This is a genomic window from Promicromonospora sp. MEB111 (genome assembly GCF_030209445.1).
Classification (GTDB): Bacteria; Actinomycetota; Actinomycetes; order Actinomycetales; family Cellulomonadaceae; genus Promicromonospora.
On record NZ_JARVSD010000023.1, the window covers coordinates 23,752 to 49,977 of the forward strand.

General features: G+C 71.3%; 15 protein-coding genes. 12 read left to right on the forward strand and 3 right to left on the reverse strand.

All coding sequences use genetic code 11. The annotated features are described in order from the left end of the window. Positions 1 to 11 precede the first annotated feature (11 nt). A complete protein-coding gene (locus QRN56_RS24570; RefSeq protein ID WP_285107733.1) occupies positions 12 to 2,165 on the reverse strand; it encodes a prolyl oligopeptidase family serine peptidase in 2,154 nt (717 codons plus the stop codon). Positions 2,166 to 2,489: 324 nt separating this feature from the next. Between QRN56_RS24570 and QRN56_RS24575 the strand changes: the two genes are divergently transcribed. The 5 genes from QRN56_RS24575 to QRN56_RS24595 all read left to right on the forward strand — a co-directional run bounded on the left by QRN56_RS24575 (position 2,490) and on the right by QRN56_RS24595 (position 6,870). Next, a complete protein-coding gene (locus tag QRN56_RS24575; RefSeq protein ID WP_285107735.1) occupies positions 2,490 to 4,166 on the forward strand; it encodes an ATP-binding protein in 1,677 nt (558 codons plus the stop codon). Next, positions 4,163 to 4,576, forward strand: a complete 414-nt coding sequence (locus QRN56_RS24580) for a roadblock/LC7 domain-containing protein (RefSeq protein ID WP_285107737.1) — start codon at positions 4,163 to 4,165, stop codon at positions 4,574 to 4,576. The genes QRN56_RS24575 and QRN56_RS24580 overlap by 4 nt, the downstream gene beginning before the upstream one ends. A 110-nt stretch (positions 4,577 to 4,686) precedes the next feature. Then, the gene (locus tag QRN56_RS24585) at positions 4,687 to 5,040 is read left to right on the forward strand and encodes a DUF742 domain-containing protein (RefSeq protein ID WP_285107739.1); all 354 of its coding nucleotides are present in this window, start codon (positions 4,687 to 4,689) and stop codon (positions 5,038 to 5,040) included. Beyond that, positions 5,021 to 5,632: a GTP-binding protein gene (locus tag QRN56_RS24590; protein WP_350224608.1), complete on the forward strand. Its 612-nt coding sequence runs from the start codon at positions 5,021 to 5,023 to the stop codon at positions 5,630 to 5,632. Before QRN56_RS24585 ends, QRN56_RS24590 begins: the two co-directional genes overlap by 20 nt. A gap of 47 nt (positions 5,633 to 5,679) precedes the next feature. Continuing rightward, positions 5,680 to 6,870 (forward strand): cytochrome P450 family protein, encoded by a 1,191-nt coding sequence (locus tag QRN56_RS24595; protein WP_285107740.1) that lies wholly within the window; start codon positions 5,680 to 5,682, stop codon positions 6,868 to 6,870. Positions 6,871 to 7,003: 133 nt separating this feature from the next. Here QRN56_RS24595 and QRN56_RS24600 read toward each other — a convergent pair whose 3' ends face one another. After that, entirely contained in the window at positions 7,004 to 8,533 is a 1,530-nt protein-coding gene (locus tag QRN56_RS24600; RefSeq protein ID WP_285107742.1) for a flavin-containing monooxygenase, read from the reverse strand. 157 nt (positions 8,534 to 8,690) lie between these two features. On the opposite strand from QRN56_RS24600, the gene ligA reads away from it, so the two are divergent. Further along, positions 8,691 to 10,982, forward strand: coding sequence for an NAD-dependent DNA ligase LigA (gene ligA / locus QRN56_RS24605; RefSeq protein WP_285107744.1), 2,292 nt, complete (start codon positions 8,691 to 8,693; stop codon positions 10,980 to 10,982). A gap of 290 nt (positions 10,983 to 11,272) precedes the next feature. Then, the gene (locus tag QRN56_RS24610) at positions 11,273 to 14,260 is read left to right on the forward strand and encodes a 3-keto-alpha-glucoside-1,2-lyase-like domain-containing protein (RefSeq protein ID WP_285107745.1); all 2,988 of its coding nucleotides are present in this window, start codon (positions 11,273 to 11,275) and stop codon (positions 14,258 to 14,260) included. Positions 14,261 to 14,329: 69 nt separating this feature from the next. Here the strand turns inward: QRN56_RS24610 and QRN56_RS24615 are convergent, their stop codons facing one another. Next, entirely contained in the window at positions 14,330 to 15,511 is a 1,182-nt protein-coding gene (locus QRN56_RS24615) for an ROK family protein (protein ID WP_285107747.1), read from the reverse strand. 75 nt (positions 15,512 to 15,586) lie between these two features. On the opposite strand from QRN56_RS24615, the gene QRN56_RS24620 reads away from it, so the two are divergent. The 5 genes from QRN56_RS24620 (at position 15,587) to QRN56_RS24640 (ending at position 26,206) form a co-directional block, all read left to right on the forward strand. Then, the gene (locus QRN56_RS24620) at positions 15,587 to 17,125 is read left to right on the forward strand and encodes a sugar ABC transporter ATP-binding protein (RefSeq protein WP_285107749.1); all 1,539 of its coding nucleotides are present in this window, start codon (positions 15,587 to 15,589) and stop codon (positions 17,123 to 17,125) included. A gap of 17 nt (positions 17,126 to 17,142) precedes the next feature. Then, positions 17,143 to 18,099, forward strand: coding sequence for an ABC transporter permease (locus QRN56_RS24625; RefSeq protein WP_285107767.1), 957 nt, complete (start codon positions 17,143 to 17,145; stop codon positions 18,097 to 18,099). Positions 18,100 to 18,150: 51 nt separating this feature from the next. Beyond that, positions 18,151 to 19,203: a substrate-binding domain-containing protein gene (locus QRN56_RS24630; protein ID WP_285107750.1), complete on the forward strand. Its 1,053-nt coding sequence runs from the start codon at positions 18,151 to 18,153 to the stop codon at positions 19,201 to 19,203. A gap of 75 nt (positions 19,204 to 19,278) precedes the next feature. Next, entirely contained in the window at positions 19,279 to 20,457 is a 1,179-nt protein-coding gene (locus tag QRN56_RS24635) for a Gfo/Idh/MocA family protein (protein ID WP_285107752.1), read from the forward strand. A 127-nt stretch (positions 20,458 to 20,584) separates the two neighbouring features. Then, positions 20,585 to 26,206, forward strand: coding sequence for a ThuA domain-containing protein (locus tag QRN56_RS24640; protein ID WP_285107754.1), 5,622 nt, complete (start codon positions 20,585 to 20,587; stop codon positions 26,204 to 26,206). The last annotated feature ends 20 nt before the right edge of the window (positions 26,207 to 26,226 follow it).

Here is a 26,226-nt window from a genome sequence, read left to right on the forward strand (position 1 = left end):
CGACGGGTGAGTCAGCCGGCCAGGCGGTTCCACAGGAACGTCCAGTGCGTCGCCGCCATGTACGCCGCCTGCGCGTTGTTCGCCGCGCCGCCGTGGCCGCCCTCGATGTTCTCGTAGTACGTCACGTCCTTGCCCGCGGCCAGCATGAGTGCCGCCATCTTGCGGGCGTGGCCCGGGTGCACCCGGTCGTCCTTGGTCGACGTCGTGAACAGCACCGGCGGGTACTCCCGCGCGGCGTCGAACAGGTGGTACGGCGAGAACGTCCGCACGAACTCCCAGTCGGCTGTGTCCGGGTCGCCGTACTCGGCCATCCAGGAGGCGCCCGCCAGCAGGTGCGAGTACCGCTTCATGTCCAGCAGCGGGACGCCCACGATGATCGCGCCGAACAGCTCCGGGTACTGCGTGAGCATGTTGCCCGCCAGCAGCCCGCCGTTGGAGCGGCCCTCCATGCCCAGTCGCCCCGGCACGGTGACGCCCCGCGCGACGAGGTCGCGCGCCACGGCCGCGAAGTCCTCGTAGGCCCGGTGCCGGTCGGCCTTCAACGCCGCCTGGTGCCAGGCCGGGCCGTACTCGCCGCCGCCGCGGATGTTCGCCACGGCGTACACCCCGCCGCGGTCCAGCCACGCCCGCCCGATCGTGCCCGAGTACCCCGGCAGGATCGCGTGCTCGAACCCGCCGTAGCCCCACAGCAGCGTGGGCGCGGGACCGGCCTGCCCGGACACGAGGTCCGCCCGGCCGACGACGAAGTACGGGACGCGCGTGCCGTCGTCCGACACCGTGAACTCCTGGCGCACCTCCAGGCCCGCCGCCTCGAAGTACGACGGCGCGGACTTCAGCACCTCCGGCACGTCCTGCGCCGCGCCCACGGTGGTCAGGCCCAGCGTCGACGGCGTCAGGTAGCCCGTGGTCACCACCCAGACGTCGTCGGAGTCGACGACGTCCACCGCGCCGACGCCCACCGTGAGCAGCTCGCCGCCCACGGGCAGGTCGGAGCGCACCCAGGCGGTCCCGGCGGCCGGGTCCTCGGGCGGCGTCAGCACGTGCAGCAGGTTCTTCACGTCGTCGAGCACGTTGACCACGAGGTGGTGGCGCGTCCAGGTGGTCCCGGCGAGCGACGTCGTCGGCGTCGGCTCGAAGAGGACCGTCAGGTCGCGGGAACCGGCCATGAAGGCGTCGAACGGCGCGGCCAGCAGGGAGCCGGCGCGGTACGTCGTGCCGGCCGGCGTCCAGTCGTCGCGCAGCCGCACCAGCATCCACTCACGGTGCAGGCCCACGTTCGCCGAGTCCGGGACGTCGATCTTCGTGAGGGTCTGCTCGTCCGTGCCGACGCCGGTGGCCAGGTACGTCTCGTTGGCGTAGAAGCGCAGCGCGCGGTGCACCAGGTCGCGCTCGAAGCCCGGCGTGTGCGATCGGGACGCGCTGATGTACATGTCCTGCTCGGTGCCCTCGTAGACGAGGGTCGCCTCGGCCAGCGGCGTGCCGCGCCGCCACCGCTTCACCTGCCGCGGGTAGCCCGACGGCGTCATGGTGCCGGCGCCGAAGTCGGTGAACACGTAGACCGTGTCCGCGTCGACCCAGGACAGCCCGCCCTTGGCCTGGTCGCGCACGAACCCGCCCTCGTCCTGCGGCACGAACCGCTTGTCGACCAGGTCGAACTCGCGCGTGACGTCCGAGTCGGAGCCGCCGGGCGACAGATCGACGAGCGCGTGCCGGCGGGGCTCGCCCGCCGCGAGCTGCTCCGGCGTCGGCCGCAGGACGCTCGCGCCGTGCCAGACCCAGCTCTCGCCCTCCTGCTCGCCGAGCGCGTCGAGGTCGAGCACGACCTCCCACTCCGGGTCGTCGGTGCGGTAGGAGTCGAGGGTGGTGCGGCGCCACAGGCCGCGCTGGTGCTCGGCGTCCTGCCAGAAGTTGTAGTAGTGCTCGCCCACCTTCGAGACGTGCGGGATCTTGTCGTCCGAGTCGAGGACCTCGCGGACCTCGCCCTCGACCGTCGTGAACAGGTCGCCGCCGAGCACGGCGGCGCTGTGCGCGTTGCGCTCGCGGACCCAGTCCAGGGCGGTGTCGCCCTCGACGTCCTCGAGCCAGGCGAACGGGTCGGTCGCGGGGTCGAGGGGGGTCGTCGGGAGAGCGGTTCGGGGGGCGGTCTGGGTGGGCTCGGCGCTCATGGTGAGCACCCTACGCGGCCGGTCGCGGCCGCCGCCGACGTCGGGCCCGCTTGCCGTCCGCCTGAACCCTCCGCGCCCGTTTTTTGCTGATTTGGGGGGCTACCCGGCCACGGGCTCTCCCCATTCCTCACTGGCACATATTTTCGCACTTCGCACCACGGCCGTGCCCTTCCACGGGTGGGACGCCCTGTGGTAGAAACTGCACTCCAGGGGGTTGTTCGCCCCCTTCAGCCGAGTTCGAGGTCCAGGTCGCGGTATCCGCCCTGTCCGGACCACCCGAACTCTGACGACACAACTACTAGGGGGATCGGCTCGGTGAGCTCGATGTCTTCTTCTCCTCCGCCCAGCAGGCTGCGCCAGGTCGCGCCCTGGGTGTGCGTCGCCGGTGTGCTCGCCTACGTCCTCGTGGCACCCGTCCTGTTCACCGCCACCGGCGCCAGCTCCACGTGGCCCGCCTGGCTCGTCGGCATCGCTGCCGTCGGGCTCGCCGTGGCCGCCGCGCTGATCGCCGCGCGGTCCTCCCGTGACGACCTCGCCTCGCACGAGGACCTGCTCCTCGCGTACCGCCGGGCCGAGGAGCGCGCCGACGCCGCCTCCGCGGCCCTCGACGCCCTGGCGAAGGAGCAGCTGCCCGCGTTCCTCGACAGCGAGCCCGCTCCGCCGCTCCCGCACCTCCCGGGCGACGCCCGGGCCCAGGCGCGCCTGGACGAGGCGGCCGGCATGCTCGCCCGCGTCCAGGAGGAGCGGGTCGCCCGCCGCGACGCGGTCCAGGTCGCCGTCGTGGCACTGAGCCGCAAGGTCCAGGCCGCCGCGCACCGCATCCAGGAGGAGGCGGCGCGCATGGTGCAGCGCCACCCCACCGACGCGGACATCCTGCAGACCTCCATGCGCGTCGACCACGCGGCGGCCCAGCAGGCCCGCCAGGCCCAGAGCCTCGCGGCCCTGTGCGGCGAGTGGCCGGGCCAGCAGTGGAGCGAGCCGCTCCCGCTGCCCGACGTCGTCAAGGGTGCTGCCAGCCGCATCACCGCGTTCCACCGGGTCGAGGTGTCGGGCGACCCCGGCGTCGCCGTCTCGGCGCGCATCGTCGAACCGCTCATCCACCTCGTGGCCGAGCTGCTGTCCAACGCCACGCAGTCCTCGCCGCCCACCACGCAGGTGCTCGTCGCCCTGCGCCAGGTGCAGCGCGGCGCGGTCGTCGAGATCGACGACTGCGGTGTGGGCCTCGACCTCAAGCAGCTCGAGCAGGCGCGCGACATCGCCTCCGGCAAGCGCGAGATCAGCATCACCGAGCTGGGCGAGATCCCGCAGACGGGCCTCGCGGTGGTCGGCACCTACGCCCGCCGTCACGGCTTCCGCGTGGACGTCACCGAGTCCGTCTACGGCGGCCTCCGCGCGATCGTCATGATCCCGGCCGAGCTCACCGAGGCCGTGGTGCCGTCGGGCATGCTCACACCCGCCGCCACGCTGCCGAGCGCCAACGTCCCGTCCACCGGCGTCGCGGCGCTCGCGTCGAGCCGAGCTGCCACCGCCGTCGTGGAGGCACCGCTCCCGCGCGAGCTGCCCACGGCGAAGCCCGCCGAGGACGACGAGTGGCCAGCCCCTGCGGCGCCCGACGCCGCGACCGTGCTACCCGTCGAGCCGCTGAGCGTGCCCGGCGACGTGGTCGAGGACGAGGAGGAGACGCCCGTGGCCGGTGCTCACGTGAAGGCCCCCGGTGAGCTTCCCCTACGCCCTGGGCGAGCCCGCCCTGAGGATGACGAGTTCCCCGAGCCGGCTGCGCTCCCGCAGCGGCGGTCACGCCGTGGAGAGGCTGACGTGCCCACCGACCGGGCCGAGCCCAGGCCGGAGCCTCGTACCGAGGACGCCGGTCCCGCCCAGACGGCCGAGGAGGCCGGTGAGTGGATGGGCGCCTTCTTCAGCTCGAGCGAGGCGCGGTTCGGGGACTCACCAGACAGCAGCGAACCGCCGGCTGGTGCCGGCGGAACTTCGGAGGACCGATGACTACGCAGGCCGACGGCATGACGAGCACCGACGGCAACAGCTGGATGCTCGAGCTCATCAGTGGTGTACGGGGGGTCAAGCATGTAGTGGTGCTCACCTCCGACGGGCTGATGAAGGTTCGGACCGACCAGACCCCGCTCGACGTGGCCGACAAGGTCTCGGCGGCTTGCGCCGGACTGGCGGCGCTGGGTATCGGGATGGCGAGGGAGTTCGGGAACAGCGACACCATTCGCCAGGTGATGGTGGAGTACGACGGCGGCTTCCTGTTCGTCCGGGGGGCTGGCGACGGCTCCCGCCTGGCGGTCGTCACGGACACGGTGATCGACCCGGCGCTGATTGCCCAGCAGATGCAGGCCCAGGTGCTCATGATCGGGGAGCGCACGCTGGGCACGGAGCGGATCAACAGCTGATCCCGCCTCCGGCGTCGTCATGGAAAGCAGTACCCGGGCCCACCGCGGCCCGGTCGTTCCAAGCACCACCAGCTCGACCGATACCTGATCGACCAACAGGGGGCGAGGGGATGGACTCCGAGGAGTACCGCGATCACCCGGTGCGCTCGTACGTGCTCACCTCGGGACGTGCACACCCGTCGCGCAACACGCTGCGACCGGAGACGCTCGTGCGCGCCGTCGAGAGCCGGCCTGTGCTCTCGACGGCGGGCCGGCTGGAGCGTGAGCTGGTGCAGCTGTGCCACGGCACGCTCGCGCTGGCCGAGGTGGCGGCGTACCTGCAGCTACCGGTGAGCCTCGTGGCGGTCATGGTCTCCGACCTGGTCGACGCGGGGAACCTGACGATTCGTTCCAACCATCAAGCGCACGTCCTGCCCGGCAAGGACATCCTGGAGAAGATTCTCGATGGACTCCGCAAGCTCTGACCGCACCGTGCCCGGACAGCACCTTGCGCCGACCGTGGCACGGTCGGTCAAGATCCTTGTCGTGGGTGCCTTCGGGGTGGGCAAGACGACGCTGATCGGTGCGGTCAGCGAGATCGAACCGCTGCGTACCGAGGAACGCATCACGACGGCGAGCGTGGGTATCGACCCGGGGCAGCCGAACAAGGAGACGACGACGGTCGCGATGGACTTCGGTCGCATCACCGTGACCGAGGACATCGCGCTCTACCTGTTCGGCACCCCGGGCCAGCGCCGCTTCTGGGACCTGTGGTCCGGTCTGGCGGACGGCGCCGTCGGCGCCCTCGTCATGATCGACACCCGGCACCTCGAGGACAGCTTCGAGGTCCTGGACCAGCTGGAGCTGCGCACAAAGATCCCGTTCGCGGTGGTCGTCAACCAGTTCCCGGACTCGCCGGACTACCCGCTGGAGCGGGTCCGCGCGGCGCTGGACCTGCTGCCGGAGACGCCCATCGTCGAGTGCGACGCGCGGGACCGGCAGTCGGCCGTGCTGACCCTCATCACCCTGGTCGAGCACGCGATGACCTTCCCGGTCTTCCAGAAGGTCAACGCGTGACGTTGGCCAACAGACTGCATCGGCGGCTGGAAGACATTCCGGACCGGATGCAGCTGTCGGACATCACGACCGCGCGCGACCCGCACAAGCTCTACGAGCGGCTGCGGGACGAATGGGGCCCGGTGGCCCCCATGGACCTGGAGCCGGGTGTGCCCGCCTGGCTCGTCCTCGGGTACGACGAGGCGAGCAGCGTGATGCGCAACGAGCTGCTGTTCTCGCGCAACTCGCGCAACTGGCGGTACGTCCAGGAGCGCTCCCTGCCCGCGGACTCGGGCGTGTTCGCCGCGCTCGCCCCCCGCGAGAACGCGTACTTCCTGGACGGGATGCAGCAGCGCCGGCTGCGCGCCCCGCTCGACGACGCCCTCGGCGGCGTCGACGAGAAGCGCCTGGCCCGTACGGTCGCTGTGACGTGCGAGGCGATCATCGACCGCCTCATGCCGCGCGGCGAGGCGGACCTGGTGAAGGACTACGCGGTGGCGGTCCCCGTCATGGTCATGACCGAGATGTTCGGCATGAGCCTGTCCGACGGGAACAAGATGCACGAGCTCACCGAGGCCCTCTACGCCGGCAAGGAGAAGGCGCGGGCCGCGGCGATGGAGCAGGAGTCGCTGCTCGCGGTGCTCGTGGCGACGCACCGGGCCGAGCCCGGCGAGGACCTCACCACGGCCCTGGTGAACCACCCGAACCACGCGAACGACGTCGAGGTCATGGCCTCGATCGGCGTGATGTTCAGCCTGGGCCACGACGCCGAGATCGCCTGGATCGCGAGCACACTGCACATGATCCTGACCGACCCGGCGTTCGCGGCCCGCGTGCGCCGCGGCCGGCTCGACCTCGACGACGCGCTGGACGAGGTGTCCCGGCGTCATCCGCCGGCGCCGCACGTGCTGCCCCGGTTCGCCCGGCAGGACTGCGAGCTGGGCGGACGCCGGATCGCGCTCGGCGACGCCCTCGTCCCCGCAGTGGCGGCGGCGAACGCCGACCGGGCCATCCGCACGGACGACCCGTGGGAGGAGCTGGGCAGCCGGTTCCACCTCACGTGGGGTGCGGGCGCGCACTCCTGCCCGGCCCACCGCATCGGCCCGCTCATCGGCCGGATCGCCGTGGACACCCTGCTGCGCCGCATCCTCGACATGGAGCTGACGGTGGCGTACGACTCGATCAAGATGTCGGTCTCACCGTGGTCGCGCTACCCGCGCAGCCTGCCGGTGCGGTTCACGTCCCCGCTGACCGTCTGACGGCGCCGGGCCGGGCGTCCGACGCCGCCTGACCACTGCCGGACACACCTCGGGCCCGGCCGGATCTCCCGGCCGGGCCCGAGGTGCGTCCTGACTGTGTCGCAGAAGGACGGCCTGAGGGTGGAGGTGGTCGTCAGCTCACGGACGAGTCCGAGCCGACGCGGTCCTTGGGTGCCTGGGCGCGGATCCGCTCCTTCAGGCGCGGCACCACGTTCTTGTAGACGGACGGGTCGATCGGCAGGAGCCACTGGATCGCCTGGGCGCGCGGGCTGATGTTCACGCCGGCCTCGTCCAGGGTCTCGTCGATCTGGTGCATCGAGAACGGGATGACGTTGGTGCCGCGGGCGTGCTTGCCGCCCGTGCGCTGCTCCATCCACGCCACGCGCTCGGCGACGTGCTTGCGCCGCTCCTCGATCGGGGGCAGGTTCACGACGCCGCCCAGGTACGCGGCGATCCAGATCGCGCCCGCCTCGGCGGACAGGGGCGAGAACAGCGACGAGTTGTAGCCGGCGAAGGTCAGGTTCGGCACGCCGTCGGGCAGGATCTGGCGGTAGAGCTTGTAGTTGCCGTCCTCGTCCAGCAGACGGGCGGCCACGCTGTCGTCCAGGAACGGCACGCGCTGGTGGAAGCCCGTGCCGCAGACGACGAGGTCGGCGGGGATCCGGGAGCCGTCGCTGAGGACCGCGACCGGCTTGTCGCCGTCCGCCTCGAAGCGCTGGATCTCGGTGTCGCGGTGCACCTTGATCGCGCCGCTCGCGACCTGCTCGTAGAACCCGTCCGTGGACAGCGACACGGTGCTGTTGGCGATGTCGGCGAACTCGCCCTTGGGCACGAGCCCGAGCTTCTTGAGCTTGAACTGCCAGGTCGCGACCGACCCGATGCTGGAGAGCATGCTCGCGCGCACCTTGTCGCCGGGGCCGTGCAGGAACCGCTCCATGCCGTTGTCCAGCTCCTGGTACTTGAACAGGGCCTCGCCGAGGCGGGACAGCAGCAGGTACTTCATGTTCAGGGAGTTGGCGATGCGCTTGGGCATCTTCCACAGCAGGCGCCGGGCGACGACGGTGGTGGACTCGGCGACCACGCCGATCTCGGCGGCGACGTCGCACGCCGACTTGCCGTAGCCGACCACCACGACGTTCTTGCCGCGGGCGTCCTCCAGGTTGTTGAGCTGGCTGGACGCCACGAGCTTGCCGCCGGCGCGGACCAGGTCGGCGTAGCCCTCGTACTGCGGGAAGACCGGGTCGGAGAAGATGCCGTTGGCCACGACCAGGTGGTCGAACCGCTCGGGCGCCGAGACGGGGGCGCCGATGCGGCGCGCCGTCACCATCCAGCCGTCCTCGGCGTCGGTGAGCTCGGCGCGCACGACCTCGGTCGCGAGCCGGAGGTAGGGGCGCAGCTCGAACTTCGCGACGTACCGCTCCAGGTAGGCCTGGACCTGCTCGCCGGTGGGCCACTCCGGGTAGTCGCGCGGCATCGGCAGGTCCGAGAACGCGTACGAATCCTTGTTGTTCTGCGTCCGGAGACCGGAGTACCGGCGGGTCGCGCTCCACACCCCGCCGACGTCCGGCGCCTTTTCGAAGACGGTGACCTCGTGGTCGAACTCGCGGAGGGTTTTCGCGGTGGCGAGACCTGCGAACCCGGCACCGACGACGGCGATCTTCAAGGGACCCCTGCTCTCAGTAGATTTGCGGCATTTTGCTCGAATGGTAGCGGGACCCGCTCCTGTGCGATAGGGGGCGGATCCTGGCGAATGGCCAGGTCGGCAGCCTCTTCGGCGCAGGCGCCCACGGGTCACCGCTCGGATGTCAGTGGTTCAAGCCATGATTGTGTCCGTGAGCGAGACGACAGGCATCCCGGGACCGGCCGACGCAGGCGACGAGGCGGCGGCGCAGCGCCGATGGGCGGAGCTGGTCGCCCAGATCGAGGAGGACCGGCGGGCATACTTCGAGGACGACGCGCCCGTGTCGTCGGACGCCGAGTACGACGTGCGGATGCGCGAGCTGCAGGCCCTCGAGGCCGCGCACCCCGCGCTGGTGACGCCGGAGTCACCCACGCAGAGCGTCGGCGGCGCCGCGACGGCAGGGTTCGCCACCGTGGAGCACATCGAGCGCATGCTGTCGCTCGACAACGCCTTCAGCACCGAGGAGCTCGGGGTGTGGGCCGACAAGGTGCACCGTGACCTCGGCACGGACACCCCCGGCCTGCTGTGCGAGGTCAAGATCGACGGGCTGGCCATCTCCCTGGTGTACGAGAAGGGGCGGCTGATCCGCGGCGTGACCCGCGGTGACGGCCGCGCGGGCGAGGACGTCACCGCGAACGTGCGCACCATCGCGTCGATCCCGCAGCAGCTCGCGGGCGACCCGGGCGGCCACCCGGACCTCATCGAGGTGCGCGGCGAGGTCTTCATGGCCACCGCCGACTTCGCGGTGCTCAACGAGAAGCTCGTCGCGGCGGGCCTGGACCCGTACGCCAACCCGCGCAACACGGCCGCCGGCTCGCTGCGCCAGAAGGACCCGTCGGTCACCGCGAGCCGCAACCTGCGCATGTACGCGCACGGGGTGGGCGCCCTGCAGTGGCAGGCCGGCGAGCACACGGAGCTGGAGCGGCAGTCCGACGCGTACACGCTGTTCGACCGGTGGGGCATCGCCGTGTCCCCGCACAACCGGGTGATCCCCGGCCTGGACGGCGCGCTCGAGATGATCGAGTACTTCCGCGAGCACCGGCACGACATCGAGCACGAGCTCGACGGCATCGTCCTCAAGGTCGACGCCCTGGAGCAGCAGCGCAAGCTGGGCTCGACCAGCCGCGCGCCGCGCTGGGCGATCGCCTTCAAGTACCCGCCGGAGGAGGTCAACACCCGGCTGCTCGCCATCCAGATCGGCGTGGGCCGCACCGGCCGCGCCACCCCGTACGCCGTGATGGAGCCGGTCAAGGTCGCCGGTTCCACGGTGCGCCAGGCCACGCTGCACAACCAGGACGTGGTGAAGGCCAAGGGCGTACGCATCGGCGACGTCGTGGTGCTGCGCAAGGCCGGCGACGTCATCCCCGAGATCCTCGGGCCCGTGACGGCGCTGGCGGGCGACGGCTACCCGCGCGAGGACTTCGTCATGCCGGCGAACTGCCCCGAGTGCGGCACGCCCCTGCGCCCCATGAAGGAGGCCGACGTCGACCTGCGCTGCCCCAACGCGGAGTCCTGCCCCGCACAGGTGCGCGGACGGGTCGAGCACATCGGGTCACGCGGCGGCCTCGACATCGAGGCCCTCGGCGAGGTGACCGCCGCGGCGCTCACCCACCCCGACGTGCCCGAGACGCCGCCGCTGGTCACCGAGGCCGAGCTGTTCTCGCTCACGCTCGACCAGCTCCTGCCGATCGAGGCCGTGGTGCGGGACGCCGAGACGGGCCTGCCCAAGATGGACGACGACGGCGTGGTGCGCCGTCGTGCGCCGTTCCGCCGCCGCCTGTCCTACGGCAAGGCACAGCGCGCCGCGGCCGAGGAGGCGGGCGAGACCCTGCCGGAGTGGGCGCCGTCGGCGAACGCCACCAAGCTCCTCGACGAGCTCGAGCGCGCCAAGACCAAGGACCTGTGGCGCATGCTCGTCTCGCTGAACATCCGGCACGTCGGGCCGGTCGCGGCCCGGGCCCTCGCGGGCTGGTTCGGTTCCGTGGACGCGATCGAGGCGGCCTCGGAGGAGGAGCTCGCGGCCGTCGAGGGCGTGGGCCCCGTCATCGCCGCCGAGATCAAGGCGTGGCTCGCGGTGGACTGGCACCAGGGGATCCTCGCGGCCTGGCGCGCGGCCGGGGTCCAGCTCGCCACCCCGGGCCACCCGGGCCCGGCGGCGATGGCCGAGGCCGACACCGAGCCCACCGGCCCGCTGGCGGGCCTCACGGTCGTGGTGACCGGCTCGCTGGTGGACTTCACACGCGACGGCGCCAAGGAGGCCATCATCGCCGCGGGTGGCAAGGCCTCCGGGTCGGTCTCGAAGAAGACCGACTACGTGGTGCTGGGGGAGAACGCCGGCTCCAAGGCGGCCAAGGCCGAGGCCCTGGAGATCCCGACCCTGGACGAGGACGGGTTCAAGGCCCTGCTGGAGGGCGGCCCTGAGGCGCTGTAGGTCGGTGGCCTCCTGACCTCCACACCGGCCGGGTCGACGACGCCCCGGCCGGCGCGGAGGCCGGCAGCCATGCCCGCAGACGCCCCCATGTCGTGCACCTACCCGTGCCCGTGCACATACCCGGGAGAAGGCGACATCCCGGTAACGCTGAGCATCTGACAACTTTTGCTTGACGCCCGACAGAAGTCCTCGTAGGTTCTAGCCGCAAGGTCAACGCCGACCGAGGAGAACTCATGCGTCAACGTGGAACCAGAACCCGCACGAGACAGGCAGCCGCGGCCGCGACTGCCGTGGCACTGACAGCGGTAACGCTCGCGGGGACGGTCCCCGCCGCGACGGCGGCGGTCGACGACCTCCCGCCCCAGGAGCCGGGCGTCACCCTGAGGACCTACGACCTGGCCCGCGACCTCAGCGAGCTGTGCACGCTCCGCTCGGGCCAGACGCCGAACGTCGACCAGCTCAAGCCCACCATCGACTACTCGACCGAGGCCGACTTCGGGATGGGCGAGCGCTTCATCGCGCACGCGCTGGCCAACCTGAACGTGCCGGCGGAGGGCAACTACGAGTTCCGCCTCACGAGCGACGACGGGTCGCGCCTGGTGATCGACGACGCCGTCGTCGTCGACCACGACGGCCTGCACGGGGAGTCCTCGAAGGAGAGCACCGTCGCGCTCGGCGCCGGGTACCACGACCTGCGCGTGGAGTACTTCGACAACACGAACGACAACATCCTCAGGCTGGAGTGGCGCACGCCGGGCACCAGCGACTTCGTCGTCGTGCCGTCCAGCGTGCTGAGCACCGAGGCCGGCGTCGTGCGCGTGACGGCCCCCGGCACCAAGTACTGCGAGGGCCAGGACGACTCGGCGGGCGACGGCATGCGCCTCGACTCCGTGTACCCGGGCTACACGCTGACCGACCTGCGCCCCGAGGGCTTCGAGCCCATGGTCTCGGGGCTCGACTGGACCGACGACGACCGCCTCGCGGTGGTCACCTCCGGCTCCGTGAGCCCCGGCGGCTGGGTCGAGGACCCGGAGCCGGGCGAGGTCTTCCTGCTCGACAACGTGACCGGCGCGACCTCGAGGGACCAGGTCACGTACGAGAAGGTCGCCACCGACCTGTTCAACCCGATGGGCGTGGCCGTGATCGGGGAGTCGATCTACGTCTCGGAGCGGGACAAGCTCACCGAGCTCACCGACCCGGACGGCGACGGCTTCTACGACGACCACCGCACCGTGGCCGAGTGGCCGTTCGGCGGCAACTTCCACGAGTTCGCCTTCGGCCTGCTGTACGACGACGAGAGCTTCTACGTGAACCTCTCGGTGGCCATCAACAACGGCGGCGCCACCACGGACCCGCAGCCCGCCGAGAACCGCGGCACCGCCATCAAGGTGGACCGCGAGACCGGTGAGGTCGAGTACGTGGCGGGCGGCCTGCGCACGCCGAACGGCATGGTCAAGGGTCCGGACGGCGAGCTGTTCGTGATGGACAACCAGGGCGCCTGGCTGCCCAGCTCCAAGCTGGTGCACGTCGAGCAGGGCAAGTTCTTCAACCACTTCACCAACCCGTCCGGGCCGTACGACGCCCAGCCCGTCTCCGCCCCGGCGCTGTGGGTACCGCAGAACGAGATCGGCAACTCGCCGAGCGCCCCGGTGCAGCTCAGCGAGGGCCCGTACGCGGGACAGCTCGTGTTCGGCGACGTCACCTACGGCGGGCTGCAGCGCGGCTTCCTGGAGAAGGTCGACGGCGAGTACCAGGGCGCCGTCTTCCGGCACTCGGCGGGTCTGGAGGCGGGCGTCAACCGCACCGTCGTCGGGCCCGACGGCGCCCTGTACGTGGGCGGCATCGGCGAGGGTGGCAACTGGAGCGAGCCGGGCAAGCTGCGCTACGGCCTGCAGAAGCTCACGCCGAACGGCGAGGACGCCTTCGACATGACCGAGATGCGGGTGACCAAGAAGGGCTTCGAGATCGAGTACACCCAGCCGCTGTCGGCGGAGACGGTGGCCAAGATCGCGGAGGACCCGAACGCGGCGTTCCGCATGGACCACTGGCGCTACGTTCCCACCCGCGCCTACGGCGGGCCGAAGGTCGACGAGCGGCCGCTGTTCGTGGCGGGTGCCAAGGTCTCCCGCGACCGCACCAAGGTCACGCTTACCGTGGACGGGCTCGAGCCCGGCCGCGTGGTGCACCTGCGCAGCCCGCGCCCGTTCGCGGACGCCGAGGGCCGCGAGCTGTGGAACACCGAGGCCTGGTACACGCTCAACTCGATCCCCGGCTACAAGACGCCCGCCGAGCGTGGCTACCACGAGGCCGAGGAGGCGACGCTGCGCGGCAGCGCGAACGTCGCGACCGAGCACAGCGGCTACTCCGGCTCCGGCTTCGCGGCCGGCTTCGGCCAGGTCGGCGCGTCCGCGACCTTCACCACCACCGTCAAGCGCGCGGGCACCCAGCCCGTGAGCCTGCGCTACTCGAACGGTCCCAACCCGTTCCAGGGCACCAAGGAGGTGTCGGTGCTGGTCAACGGCCAGGAGGTCGAGCCGTGGGCGCTGGAGTCCACGGGTGACTGGAAGACGTGGGCCACGGCCACACGCGACCTGCCGCTGAAGAAGGGCGTCAACACGATCACCCTGCGCTACGACGAGGACGACGACGGCAACGTCAACCTCGACGCCCTCAAGGTCGGGGCCGGCGCGGCGGACATCTGCACCCCGGAGCGCTACGAGCGGGGCTACCAGGCCCTGTTCGACGGCACCCTGGACTCCCTGGACGGGTGGCGCCTGGCCGGTGCCGGCTCGTTCGGCCGCCAGGCCGACTGCTCGATCCGCAGCACCGGGGGCATGGGTCTGCTCTGGTACACGGGCCAGGAGCTGGAGGAGTACAGCCTCAAGCTGGACTGGAAGCTCGTGAAGGACGACAACGGTGGCATCTTCGTCGGCTTCCCGAACCCGGGCAACGACCCGTGGGTCGCCGTCAACCAGGGCTACGAGATCCAGGTCGACGCGAGCGACGAGCCCGACCGCACCACCGGGGCGATCTACACCTTCCAGGGTGCGGACCCGGCGGCCGTCGAGCGGGCGCTCAAGCCCGTGGGCTCGTGGAACTCCTACGAGATCCGGGTCGTCGGGCAGACCATCAAGGTGCTGCTCAACGGCGTGCTGGTGAACGACTTCGTCAGCACCGACCCCGCACGTGACCTCGCCCAGGGGTACGTGGGCCTCCAGAACCACGGGGGCGGGGAGACGATCTACTACCGGGACGTCCGGGTGAAGACCCTGGGCTGACCGGCCCGAACGTGTCAGACGCTCAGGTCCCCCGGGGGACCTGAGCGTCTGACACGTGGGGGAGCGGGGTCACGCCACGAGGCGGTCCACGGCGTCGGAGGACAGCGCCTGGTCCACCGCCATGGCGCTCGCACCGAGCACGCCCGCCTGCGTGCCGGTGCGGGCCGTGACGATCCGCAGGTGCTGGGTCGCCAGGGGCAGGGACCGCTGGTAGACCACCTCGCGGATGCCCGCCACGATGTGCTCGCCGGCGTCTGCCAGGATGCCGCCGATCACGATCATCGACGGGTTGAGCAGGCTCACGCTGGTGGCGAGCACGGCGCCGATGTCCCGGCCGGCCTGGCGCACGGCCTGGCTCGCGGCCACGTCGCCCGCCCGGACCAGGGCGACGACGTCGGCGGGCGTGGTCGCGCCCTCCAGGCGGCTCGCCACGGCCTGTCCGCTGGCGATGGCCTCCAGGCAGCCGATGTTGCCGCAGCGGCACGCGATGTCGGTGACGCCGGGCACGGCGACGTGCCCGATGTCGCCCGCCGAGCCCTGGGCACCGCGCCGCAGCGCGCCGTCCGCGATGATGCCGGCGCCGATACCGGTGGCGACCTTGACGAACAGCAGGTCGGCCACGTCGGGCCAGGCCGCGCGGTGCTCGCCCAGCGCCATGATGTTCACGTCGTTGTCCACGAGCACCGGCGCGTGGAACCGGGCGCCGAGGATCGCCGGCACGTCCGCGTTGTCCCAGCCCGGCATGATCGGCGGGTTGTTCGGCTTGCCGGTCGCGTGCTCCACGGGGCCGGGCAGGCCCACGCCGACGCCGGCGAGCTCGCCGGTGGTCCGGCCCGCCTCGCGCAGCAGCTCGGCGCCGGTCTCGGCCACGCGGTCGAGCACGAGGTCCGGACCGTCCGTGATGAGCAGCGGCAGGTCGCGCTGCGCCAGCACCGTCGAGGCGAGGTCGGTCAGGGCGAGCCGCGCGTGCGTCGCGCCGAGGTCCACCCCCAGGACGACCCGGGCGGACGGGGCGAACGCGAAGGTCGCGGGCGGGCGTCCGCCGGTCGACGTCGCCTCGCCCGCGGGCGCGATGAGGCCCGCCGTCATCAGCAGGTCGATCCGCGCCGCGACGGTCGACCGTGCCTGCCCCGTGACGGCCGCGAGATCCGCCCGGGTCCGGGGTCGGCCGTCGCGCAGGAGCTGGAACATGTCGCCCGCTCCGGACACCTTGGGTACCTGCTGGAATACTTCCCGTGCCACTTCCACCATGTCCCTAGTCAATCATGGTGGGCGAAGTCGCGACTTTTGCTTGACCGTCGCCAAAAGTCCAACTACGTTCGATACATGGTCGACGCGGACCCCCAACCGACAGAGCAGCCGGCGCAGCAGCCCCTGCTGCGGATGCGCGGCATCGTGAAGGAATTCCCTGGCGCGCGTGCGCTCGACGGCGTGGACCTCGAGGTCCGTCCCGGCGAGGTGCACTGCCTGCTGGGCCAGAACGGGGCGGGAAAGTCCACCCTGATCAAGACCCTGGCCGGTGCCCACCAGCCCACGGCGGGCGAGATCCTGATCGACGAGGAACCGGTGGTCATCGCGAACCCCGTCGCCGCCCTGCGGCTCGGCATCGCGACGATCTACCAGGAGCTCGACGTCGTCGACGGCCTGACCGTCGCCGAGAACATCTACCTGGGGCACGAGCTCGCGACCGGCGGCGTCACCCGCCGGTCCGAGGCGGCCCGGAACACCCGCAAGATCCTCGACCGGCTCGGGCACAAGGAGATCTCCCCGCACCGTGAGGTGGGCTCGCTGCCCGCCGCGGGCAAGCAGATCGTGCAGCTCGCCCGGGCGCTGTCGCGCGACGCGCGCGTGGTCATCATGGACGAGCCGTCCGCCGTGCTGGACTCCGAGGAGGTCGGCAACCTCCACCGCATCGTGCGTGAGCTCACCGCCGACGGCGTCGCCGTCGTCTACATCTCGCACCGCCTGGAGGAGATCCGGCAGCTCGGCGACCGGATCACCGTGCTCAAGGACGGCCGCACCGTCGCGGAGAGCCTCACCGTGGCGGACACTCCGACCAAGGAGCTGATCCAGCTCATGACCGGCCGGTCGGTCGAGTACGCGTTCCCCGACCGCCCCGGCGTGGCCGAGGACGCGGCACCGGTCCTCCAGGTCGAGGGCCTCGGGCTCGGCGACGTCTTCGCCGACGTCTCCCTCACGGTCCGCGCCGGCGAGATCGTCGGCCTGGCGGGCCTGGTCGGCTCGGGCCGCTCCGAGATCCTGGAGACGATCTACGGTGCCCGGAAGGCGACCTCGGGCACGGTACGCGTGGGCGGCAAGCGCCTGCGCTCCGGCGTGGACGCCGCCGTGAGCGCGGGCATCGGCCTGTGCCCCGAGGAGCGCAAGAGCCAGGGCCTGATCCTGGACGAGCCCGTCTACCGCAACATCACCTTGTCCACCTTCTCGCGCATGGCGCGCGCCGGGCTGCTCGACGAGCGCGCCGAGCGTGCCGCGGCCCGCGAGCAGGTCGAGGCCCTCGACCTGCGGCCCGCCGGCGTGGAGCGGAGCGCCCGCACCCTGTCCGGCGGCAACCAGCAGAAGGCGCTGCTGGCGCGCTGGCTCGTGCACGGCTGCCGCGTCCTGCTGCTCGACGAACCCACTCGGGGCGTCGACGTCGGCGCCCGCGCCGAGATCTACAACCTGATCCGCCGCCTGGCGGACGACGGCGCCGCCGTGGTCGTCGTGTCCAGCGAGATCCCGGAGGTGCTCGGACTCGCGGACCGCGTGCTGGTCATCTCCGACGGCAAGGCGGTCCACGAGGGTCCCGCCCGCGAAATCGACGAGCACGCCGTGCTCGACCTGGTCATGGAAGGAAGTGTGGCGTGAGCCAACGATCGGCCCTCATGGGCCCGGCCCTGCGTATGGGTGGCCTCGTGCTCGCCCTTGTCCTGCTGGTCGTCGTGGGTGTGGCGACCGGCGGTGAGCGGTTCTGGAGCTTCGGCAACTTCACCACCATCCTCAGCCTCGCGGCCGTGATCGGCGTCGTGAGCATCGGCATGACGTTCGTCATCACGTCCGGCGGCATCGACCTCTCGGTCGGCTCCGTGCTCGGCCTCGCGTCCATCTGGGCGTCGACCCTGGCGACCCAGTACGCGGCCGAGGACTACGGCTGGTGGGTCATCGTGGTCACGGCGATGGCCGTCGGCCTGGGTGCGGGCCTCGTCAACGGCGCGCTCATCGCGTACGGCAAGGTCCCGGCGTTCATCGCGACGCTGGCCATGCTGGCCGCGGCCCGCGGCCTCGCCGAGATCATCGCCGGACGGCGTACCCAGGTCGTCCAGGTGGACGCGTTCTTCGACGTCTTCCAGGCCAAGCCGCTGGGCCTCCCGGTGATCGTCTGGATCTTCGTCGTGGTCGCCGCCGCCGGCTGGTTCCTGCTGAACCGCACCACGTTCGGCCGCCGCACCGTCGCGGTCGGCGGCAACCCCGAGGCGTCGCGCCTGGCGGGCATCAAGATCAAGCGGCACACCCTGTACCTGTACGCGCTCTCCGGCCTGGCGGCGGGCATCGGCGGCGTGATGATCCTGGCCCGGACCACCGCCGGTTCCTCCACGAACGGACTGTTCTACGAGCTGGACGCCATCGCGGCGGTCGTGGTCGGCGGCACGCTGCTGGTGGGCGGCCGCGGCACCATCACGGGCACAGTGCTGGGCGTCCTCATCTTCGCGACGCTCACCAACGTCTTCGTCATCAACAACATCGACAGCTCGGTCCAGGCGATCGCCAAGGGCGCGATCATCGTGTTCGCCGTGCTGCTGCAGCAGTGGTTCGCCTCGCGCGAGCGCGTCTCGGCCACCTAGCACCTCCACAAGCCAACCCAGCATTTCCACCCCGGATCAAGGGAGATCACGATGACCTCGTCCATTGTTCGCACACGCCGGGTCTCCGGCGCCGTCGTCGCCGCGGCCTGCGCGGCGCTCGTCGTCGCCGGCTGCACCAGCAACGAGCCCCGCGAGAGCGAGGAGACCGCCACCGGTCCCGTCACGGTGACCGAGAACGACGCGCCCGGCGACGAGGTCGTCATCGGGTTCTCCGCCCCTGCCGCCGACCACGGCTGGATGGGTGCCATCACCAGCGCCGCCCGCGCCGAGGCGGACAAGTACGAGGACGTCGACCTCCAGGTCGCCGAGGGTACGAACGACGTCAACGTGCAGATCAGCCAGATCGAGGGCTTCATCGACCAGGGCGTCGACGCGATCGTGCTCCTGCCGTTCGACGGCGCCGCCCTGACCGACGTGGCCCTGGAGGCCATGGAGGCCGGCATCCCGGTGATCAACGTGGACCGCGAGTTCACCAGCCCGTTCGCCGCCCGCGCCACGGTGCTGGGCGACAACTACGGCATGGGCGTGAGCGCCGGCACCTACATCTGCGAGCAGCTCGGCGACAACCCGGACGCCGTGGTCGCCGAGATCGCCGGCATCGACTCGCTGCCCCTGACCCAGGACCGCAGCGAGGGCTTCAAGGACGCCCTCGACGACTGCGGGCTCGACGTCGACGCGCGTGTCGCCGCAGAGTTCACCGTCGAGTCGGGTGAGGAGCAGACGGCGAACCTGCTGTCGGCCGAGCCGCAGATCGACGCCATCTGGAACCACGACGACGACCAGGGCATCGGTGTCCTGGCCGCCATCGAGAACGCGGGCCGCGACGAGTTCTTCCTGGTCGGCGGTGCGGGCTCCAGCAACATGATGGAGGAGATCCAGGACCCGGAGAGCGTCGTCAAGGCGACGGTCATCTACCCGTCCACCCAGGCCGCGGACGGCGTCAAGATGGCTCGACTCATCGCCCAGAACAAGACGGTGAGCGACCTCGCCTCGATCGGCGTCCCCCGCACCGTGCAGCTCTACGCGCCCGTCGTCACGGCGGACAACGTGGAGGAGTACCTGCCCATCGGCTTCGACTCCTGACGCTGTGACGCATCGGGACGACGCCCGCTCGGGCGTGCGACAAGGCGGGGAGACGACAGTGGGGGGAGGCGCGGTATGAGTACGGGAACGAGCGAGCTCGGCGTCGGCATGGTCGGCTACGCGTTCATGGGTGCGGCGCACTCGCAGGCCTGGCGCACGGCGCCGCGGTTCTTCGACCTGCCCATCGTGCCGCGCATGCGCGCGGTCGCGGGGCGGGACGGGGCCGCGGTCCGGGCGGCGGCCGACCGGCTGGGCTGGGACGAGGCCGTCGTCGGGTGGCAGGACCTGCTGACCCGGGACGACGTCGGGCTGGTCGACGTCTGCACGCCGGGCGACACGCACGTGGAGATCGCGGTCGCCGCCCTGGAGGCGGGCAAGCACGTCCTGTGCGAGAAGCCGCTGGCGAACACCGTGGCCGAGGCGGAGGTGATGGCCGCCGCCGCCGAGGCCGCGGCCGAGCACGGCGTGCGCGCGATGGTGGGGTTCACCTACCGTCGCGTGCCCGCCGTGGCGCTCGCCCGGCAGCTCGTGCAGGAGGGGCGCATCGGCCAGGTGCGGCACGTGCGCGCGCAGTACCTCCAGGACTGGCTGGCGGACCCGCAGGCGCCCATGTCCTGGCGCCTCGACAAGCAGAAGGCGGGCTCGGGCGCCCTGGGCGACATCGGCGCCCACGTGGTCGACATGGCGCAGTTCGTCACGGGCGAGTCGCTCACCGGGGTGAGCGGCCTGCTCGAGACCTTCGTCCACGAGCGCCCGGAGGCGGTGTCGTCCTCGGGTCTTTCGGGGGTGGCCGACGCCGGCCGCACGGGCCAGGTCACGGTGGACGACGCCGCGGTGTTCCTCGGCCGGCTGTCGGGCGGCGGGCTTGCGACCTTCGAGGCGACGCGCTTCGCCTGGGGCCGCAAGAACGCGATCCGGCTGGAGGTCAACGGGTCGAAGGGCTCCTTGGCCTTCGACTTCGAGGACATGAACCTGCTGCACTACTACGACGCGACGGACGAGTCGGCGATCGCGGGCTTCCGCCGGATCGTCGTCACGGAGCCGGAGCACCCCTATGTGGCCGCGTGGTGGCCGCCGGGGCACGGCCTCGGCTACGAGCACGCGTTCACGCACCAGGTCGTGGACCTGATGGGTGACCTGGCCGCCGGCCGGCAGCCGACGCCGTCGTTCGGCGACGGCCTGCGTGTCCAGCGGGTGCTGGACGCCGTCGAGCGGAGCGCCGCCGGCGGAGGGGGGTGGGTCTCGCTGGTCTGACCGGCGGGATCGGACCGGCGACGCGGACCGGCTTGAGCGAGGGGCTCGGGCCGGTCCTTCCCCAAGACCTGTGCACGAGCAGTCCCGCAACGCACTAGTACTGACCCGACTCAATGAGGAGCTCCAGGTGAGAAACGTGCTACGAACCGGCCGCGTGCTGCGGTCTGTGGTCGCGGCAGCAGCCGTGACCGCGCTCGGCGTCCCAGCCATGGTGGCGGCCGCCGCGCCATCGGTCGCATCCCAGCGCGTGCCGGCCGAGGCCGCCGTGGCATCGGCCGCCAAAGCCGCGGCCGAACCCTTCGACGCCCTGGTGTTCTCCAGGACGGCCGGCTTCCGGCACGGCTCCATCCCCGCGGGGATCGAGGCGATCACCCAGCTCGGCGCGGCGAACGACTTCACGGTCACCGCCACCGAGGACGCGAGCGTCTTCTCCGACGAGGGGCTGGCCGACTACGAGGTGGTCGTCTTCCTGTCCACCACCGGTGACGTCCTGGACGAGCAGCAGCAGGCCGCGTTCGAGCGCTACATCCAGGGCGGTGGCGGCTACGCCGGCATCCACGCGGCGTCCGACACGGAGTACGACTGGCCGTGGTACGGCGAGCTCGTGGGGGCCTACTTCAACTCCCACCCGGCCAACCAGGACGCCACCGTCAAGGTCGAGGACGACGTCCACGCCTCGACGGCCCACCTGCCGCAGCGGTGGGAGCGGCACGACGAGTGGTACAACTACCGCACGAACCCACGCGACCAGGTGCACGTCCTCGCCTCCCTCGACGAGACCACGTACGACGCCGGGACGGGTGCGATGGGAGCCGAGCACCCGATCGCCTGGTGCCAGGTCTACGACGGCGGCCGGTCCTGGTACACGGGCGGCGGTCACACCGACGCCTCGTACGGCGAACCGGAGTTCCTCGAGCACCTGCTGGGCGGGTTGCAGACCGCGGCCGGCGTCGTCGACTCCGACTGTGCCGCGACCCAGAGCGACAGCTACGAGATGGTGCCCCTCGACGAGGACACCGCCAACCCGATGATGCTGGACGTGGCCGATGACGGCACCGTCTTCTACGTCGAGCGGGACGGCCGCGTCCAGCTGATCGACCCGGACTCGAACACCACGAGCACCGCGATGACGCTGCCGGTCACTCAGTCCAACGAGGACGGCCTGACCGGCGTCGTGCTCGACCCGGACTTCGCGGCCAACGGGTGGGTCTACCTGTTCTGGTCCCCGCAGGACGTCGGTGACGACGGCCCGCACAACCGCGTCTCCCGCTTCGACTACGACGCCGCCTCCGGCACGATCGACCAGGCCTCCGAGGAGACCGTGCTGATCATCCCGACGCAGCGCCAGACGTGCTGCCACGCGGGCGGCGACATGGTCTTCGACGGCGACGGCAACCTGTACGTGGCCACCGGCGACAACACGAACCCGTTCGAGTCGCAGGGGTACGCACCGTTGGACGAGCGGGCGGGGCGGGCGAACTTCGACTCCCAGCGCACGTCGGCCAACAGCAACGACCTGCGCGGCAAGGTCCTGCGGATCACGCCGCAGGACGACGGTTCGTACACGATCCCCGAGGGCAACATGTTCGCCCCGGGCACGGCGGACACGCTGCCCGAGATCTACGCGATGGGGTTCCGCAACCCGTTCCGGATCGGCGTCGACCCGGCGACCGACAACGTGCTCGTGGCCGACTACGGCCCCGACGCCGGAGCGGCGAACCCGGACCGCGGCCCGGCCGGAACCGTCGAGTGGAACGTCGTGAGCGAGCCGGGGTTCTACGGCTGGCCGTACTGCACGGGCGCCAACAACGCCTACCGTTCCTACGACTTCGCCACGGGCCAGTCGGGCGCGGCGTACGACTGCGCCGGCGGCGCCGTGAACGACTCGCCGAACAACACCGGCATCACCCAGCTGCCGCCCGCGGCGGAGGCCGAGGTCTGGTACGGCTACGGGACCAACCCGCTGTTCCCGGAGATCGGGGGCGGTGGTGCGCCGATGGGCGGCCCGGTCTACACCTATGACCCCGAGCTGGAGTCCGACACCAAGTGGCCGGCCTACTGGGACGGCAAGGCGCTGTTCGGCGAGTGGAACCAGGGGCGGATGTACTCCTTCCAGCTCGCGGGGGAACAGCGGGACGACCTCGTGGACATCAACCGGGCCCTGCCGGGGATCTTCGACCCGAGCGCAGGGTTCGACCGGCCGATGGACTTCGACTTCGGCCCCGACGGTGCGCTGTACGTCGTGGACTGGGGTTCTGGTTTCGGCGGCAACAACGACACCTCGGGTGTGTACCGGGTCGACTACGTGGAAGGCGATCCGGCACCCATCGCCCGGGCGGCCGCCGACGTGACCGACGGCCTGGCACCGCTGACCGTGCAGTTCTCCTCGGAGGGCACCCGGCACCCTGCCGGTGAGCCGCTCAGCCTGCAGTGGACCTTCGGCGACGGCTCGGCGCCGAGCACCGAGGCCAACCCGACCCACACCTACACCGAGAACGGCCGCTACACCGCCCAGCTGGTCGCCACCGACCCGGCCGGGCAGACCGGCGTGGCGAACGTGACGATCGTGGTGGGCAACATCGCTCCCGAGGTGTCGATCACGTTCCCGGAGAACGGCGGGTTCTTCGAGTGGGGCGACCAGGTGCGCTACGAGATCGAGGTCGACGATCCCGACGGCGAGGTGAGCTGTGACGACGTCACGCTGTTCACCTCGCTCGGCCACGACTCCCACGCGCACCCGTTCGAGGAGCTGACCGGCTGCTCGGGTGTCATCCAGACCGCCCGGGACGAGGGCCACGGCATCGAGTCGAACATCTTCTGGGTGATCGAGGGCTTCTACACGGACGACGGAGGCGCCGCCGGCGCACCCCTGACGGCGACCGACCTGCAGGTGCTGCAGCCCAAGCTGGTCCAGTCGGAGTTCTTCACCGGCACGGGCCGCGTGGGCGGTATCGGTGACGGCGCGGGCGACCCCGGCGTCCAGATCGAGCAGACGGGCGACTCCGCCGGTGGCGGCCAGAACATCGGCTTCATCGAGCCCGGTGACTACTGGGCGCACGAGCCGGTGAGCCTGGCCCAGGTCGACTCGATCTCGTTGCGCGCCGCCTCGCAGGGCGGCGGCGGAGAGGTGTCGCTGCGCTGGGACGCGCCGGACGGTCCGGAGATCGGCCGCATCACGGTGCCCGGCACGGGCGGCTGGCAGCAGTACGTCGACGTCGGGACCGAGCTGCACGACGTGCCCTCGGGTTCGGGCTCGCTGCACTTCGTCCTGCTGTCGGGAGGCATCAACGCCAACTGGATGGAGATCGACGGCCGCGGTGTCACCGACAACCAGCGGCCGGAGGTCGAGCTGACGGTCGACCCGGTCGCGGGTGACGCCCCGCTCACCGTGACCGCGTCCGCCGCCGCCACGGACCCCGACGGGACCGGAGACCTGACCTACGCCTGGGACGCCGGTCTCGGCGACGGGTTCGTCGACGGGACGCCGGCGTTCGAGCACACCTACGAGACGCCGGGGACCTACCGGCTCCAGGTGCGTGTCACCGACGAGGGCGGCGCCTACGCCGTCGAGTACGTCATGGTGGAGGTCACCGGGATCGTCACGGAGCCCGCGCTGTGCCTGTCGGGGCGGTCGGACGACTTCCTCGGTGACGAGCTCGACCCGGACCGCTGGACCGTGCTGGACCGCAACCAGGACCTGCGGGTCGCCGACGGGGTGCTCACCATCCCGGCGAGCGTCACGGACTTCTACGGGACGGGGAACTCCACCGTGCCGAACCTCGTGCTGCAGGACCTGCCGGACGGCCCCTTCACCGCCACGGCCAAGGTCACGATCCCTGCCTACGCGCAGTACCAGCAGGCCGGACTGCTGATCTACGGCGACGCGGACAACTACGCCAAGATGGTGATCGAGGGGCGTTCGGCACCTGCCGACCCGGCCACGCGCATCTTCCAGTACATCCGTGAGGAGGCCGGCGTGCCGAACGAGGTCGGTGACTCCAACACCGCCGCCCTCGGCCAGGCGTACCCGGACACGGTGTACGTGCGTCTGTCCAGCAGCGACGGCGAGGACCTGACGGCGGCGTACTCGGACGACGGGGTGGACTTCACGGCCATGCCGCAGACCAAGTCGCTGTCGGGCATCGACGACCCGCAGATCGGGCTCTTCGCGCTCGCCGGCAGCGGTTCGGCGGCCGAGGTCGTGGACGCGCGGTTCGACTGGTTCCACATCACCCCGGACGACACAGCCACGGCCCCCGGCCCGGACGACGAGTTCGACGGGGACGGGCTCGACGCCTGTCGCTGGGACGTCGTCCGCGACGACCCGACGGGATACCGGGTGACCGGGGGCGCGCTGGAGATCGACACGACCGCCACGGACATCTACACCGGCTCCAACACCGGCACGCCGAACATCGTCGTGCAGGACCTGCCGGAGGATGACTGGACGGTCGAGACGCTGGTGGACGGCTCGGACTTCGACCAGCAGTACCAGCAGGGCGGGCTCATCGCCTACGGCGACGACGACAACTACGTCAAGCTCGACCTCGTGACCGACAACGCGGTGGGCAGCCCCGTCGCGCAGCGCCTCGAGCTGCGCAGCGAGGTCGACGCGGTGGTGCAGGAACCGCAGCCGAACGTGAACGGCCTCACCTCGGGCACGTGGCACCTGCGGCTCTCGAAGGAAGGTTCGACCTTCACCGCGGCCTACAGCGCCGACGGTGAGGAATGGACCGCGTTCGACGAGTCCGTGACCCATGACGGGCTGCAGGACGCCCGGGTGGGCCTGTACGCGCTGGGTGCCTCCCAGCAGTCGGTCGCCACGGCGTCGTTCGACCACTTCCGGGTGGTCGGTGCCGCCGAGCCGCTCGCGGTGAGCGGCACCGTGTCACCGGCCGAGCCGGACGGCCCGGACGGGCAGTGGCTCGGGCCGGTCACGGTCACCGTGGAGGCCACGGGCGGTCCGGACGGCGCCACGGTGTACCGGGAGGTCAACGTCGACGACGGCGGCTGGACCGAGTACACGGCACCGGTGGAGATCTCGGCGTCCGGCGCCCACACCGTCCAGGTGCGGGCGTCGGCGGACGGCGACACGGTCGTCGGCGAGACCCTTCGGTTCACGATCGCGGAGCCCGAGGTCAGCGAGGCGACGCCGGCGGTCGAGATCGTCCAGCCGACGTGCTCCTACGACCGGTCGGGAGACGAGGTCGTCACCGGCGGTGCACTGGTCACCGCCGAGGTGGAGGGCGTGCGGTCCTACGTCGTGCGGGAGTGGGTCGACGGCGCGGCCGGTGACGTCGTGACCGACCTGGACGACCTCGCTCCCGGTAGGTACCGGGTCGCGGCCCGGCCTGCCGACGGGTACGTCCTCGTCGCCGAGGGAGACTGGAAGGTACGCGACAACGGGCTCGCCGTGCTCTTCGTGACGCTCGAGGAGCCCGAGTGCCCCGACCCGAACACGCCGGACGTCGTCGTCACGGCGGCGACCTGCGATGCCGGGGGCTCGATCGATCCGGTCGAGCTGCCGGGCGTGCGCAGCTACGTCGTGCACCGCTGGGTCGACGGCAAGGCCGACGGCAAGCCGCGTGACCTGGGGAACCTCGCGGCCGGTGACTACCGCGTCATCGCCACGCCGGAACCCCGCACGAAGCTGACGGTGGCGGGGGACTGGCAGCTCAGCCCCTCCGGCAAGGCGTTCGTCGTCGTGACCGTCGAGGACGGGTGCGCGACGAACCAGGGGGCCGTGTGAGGCCTCGACGGCAGGGCCGG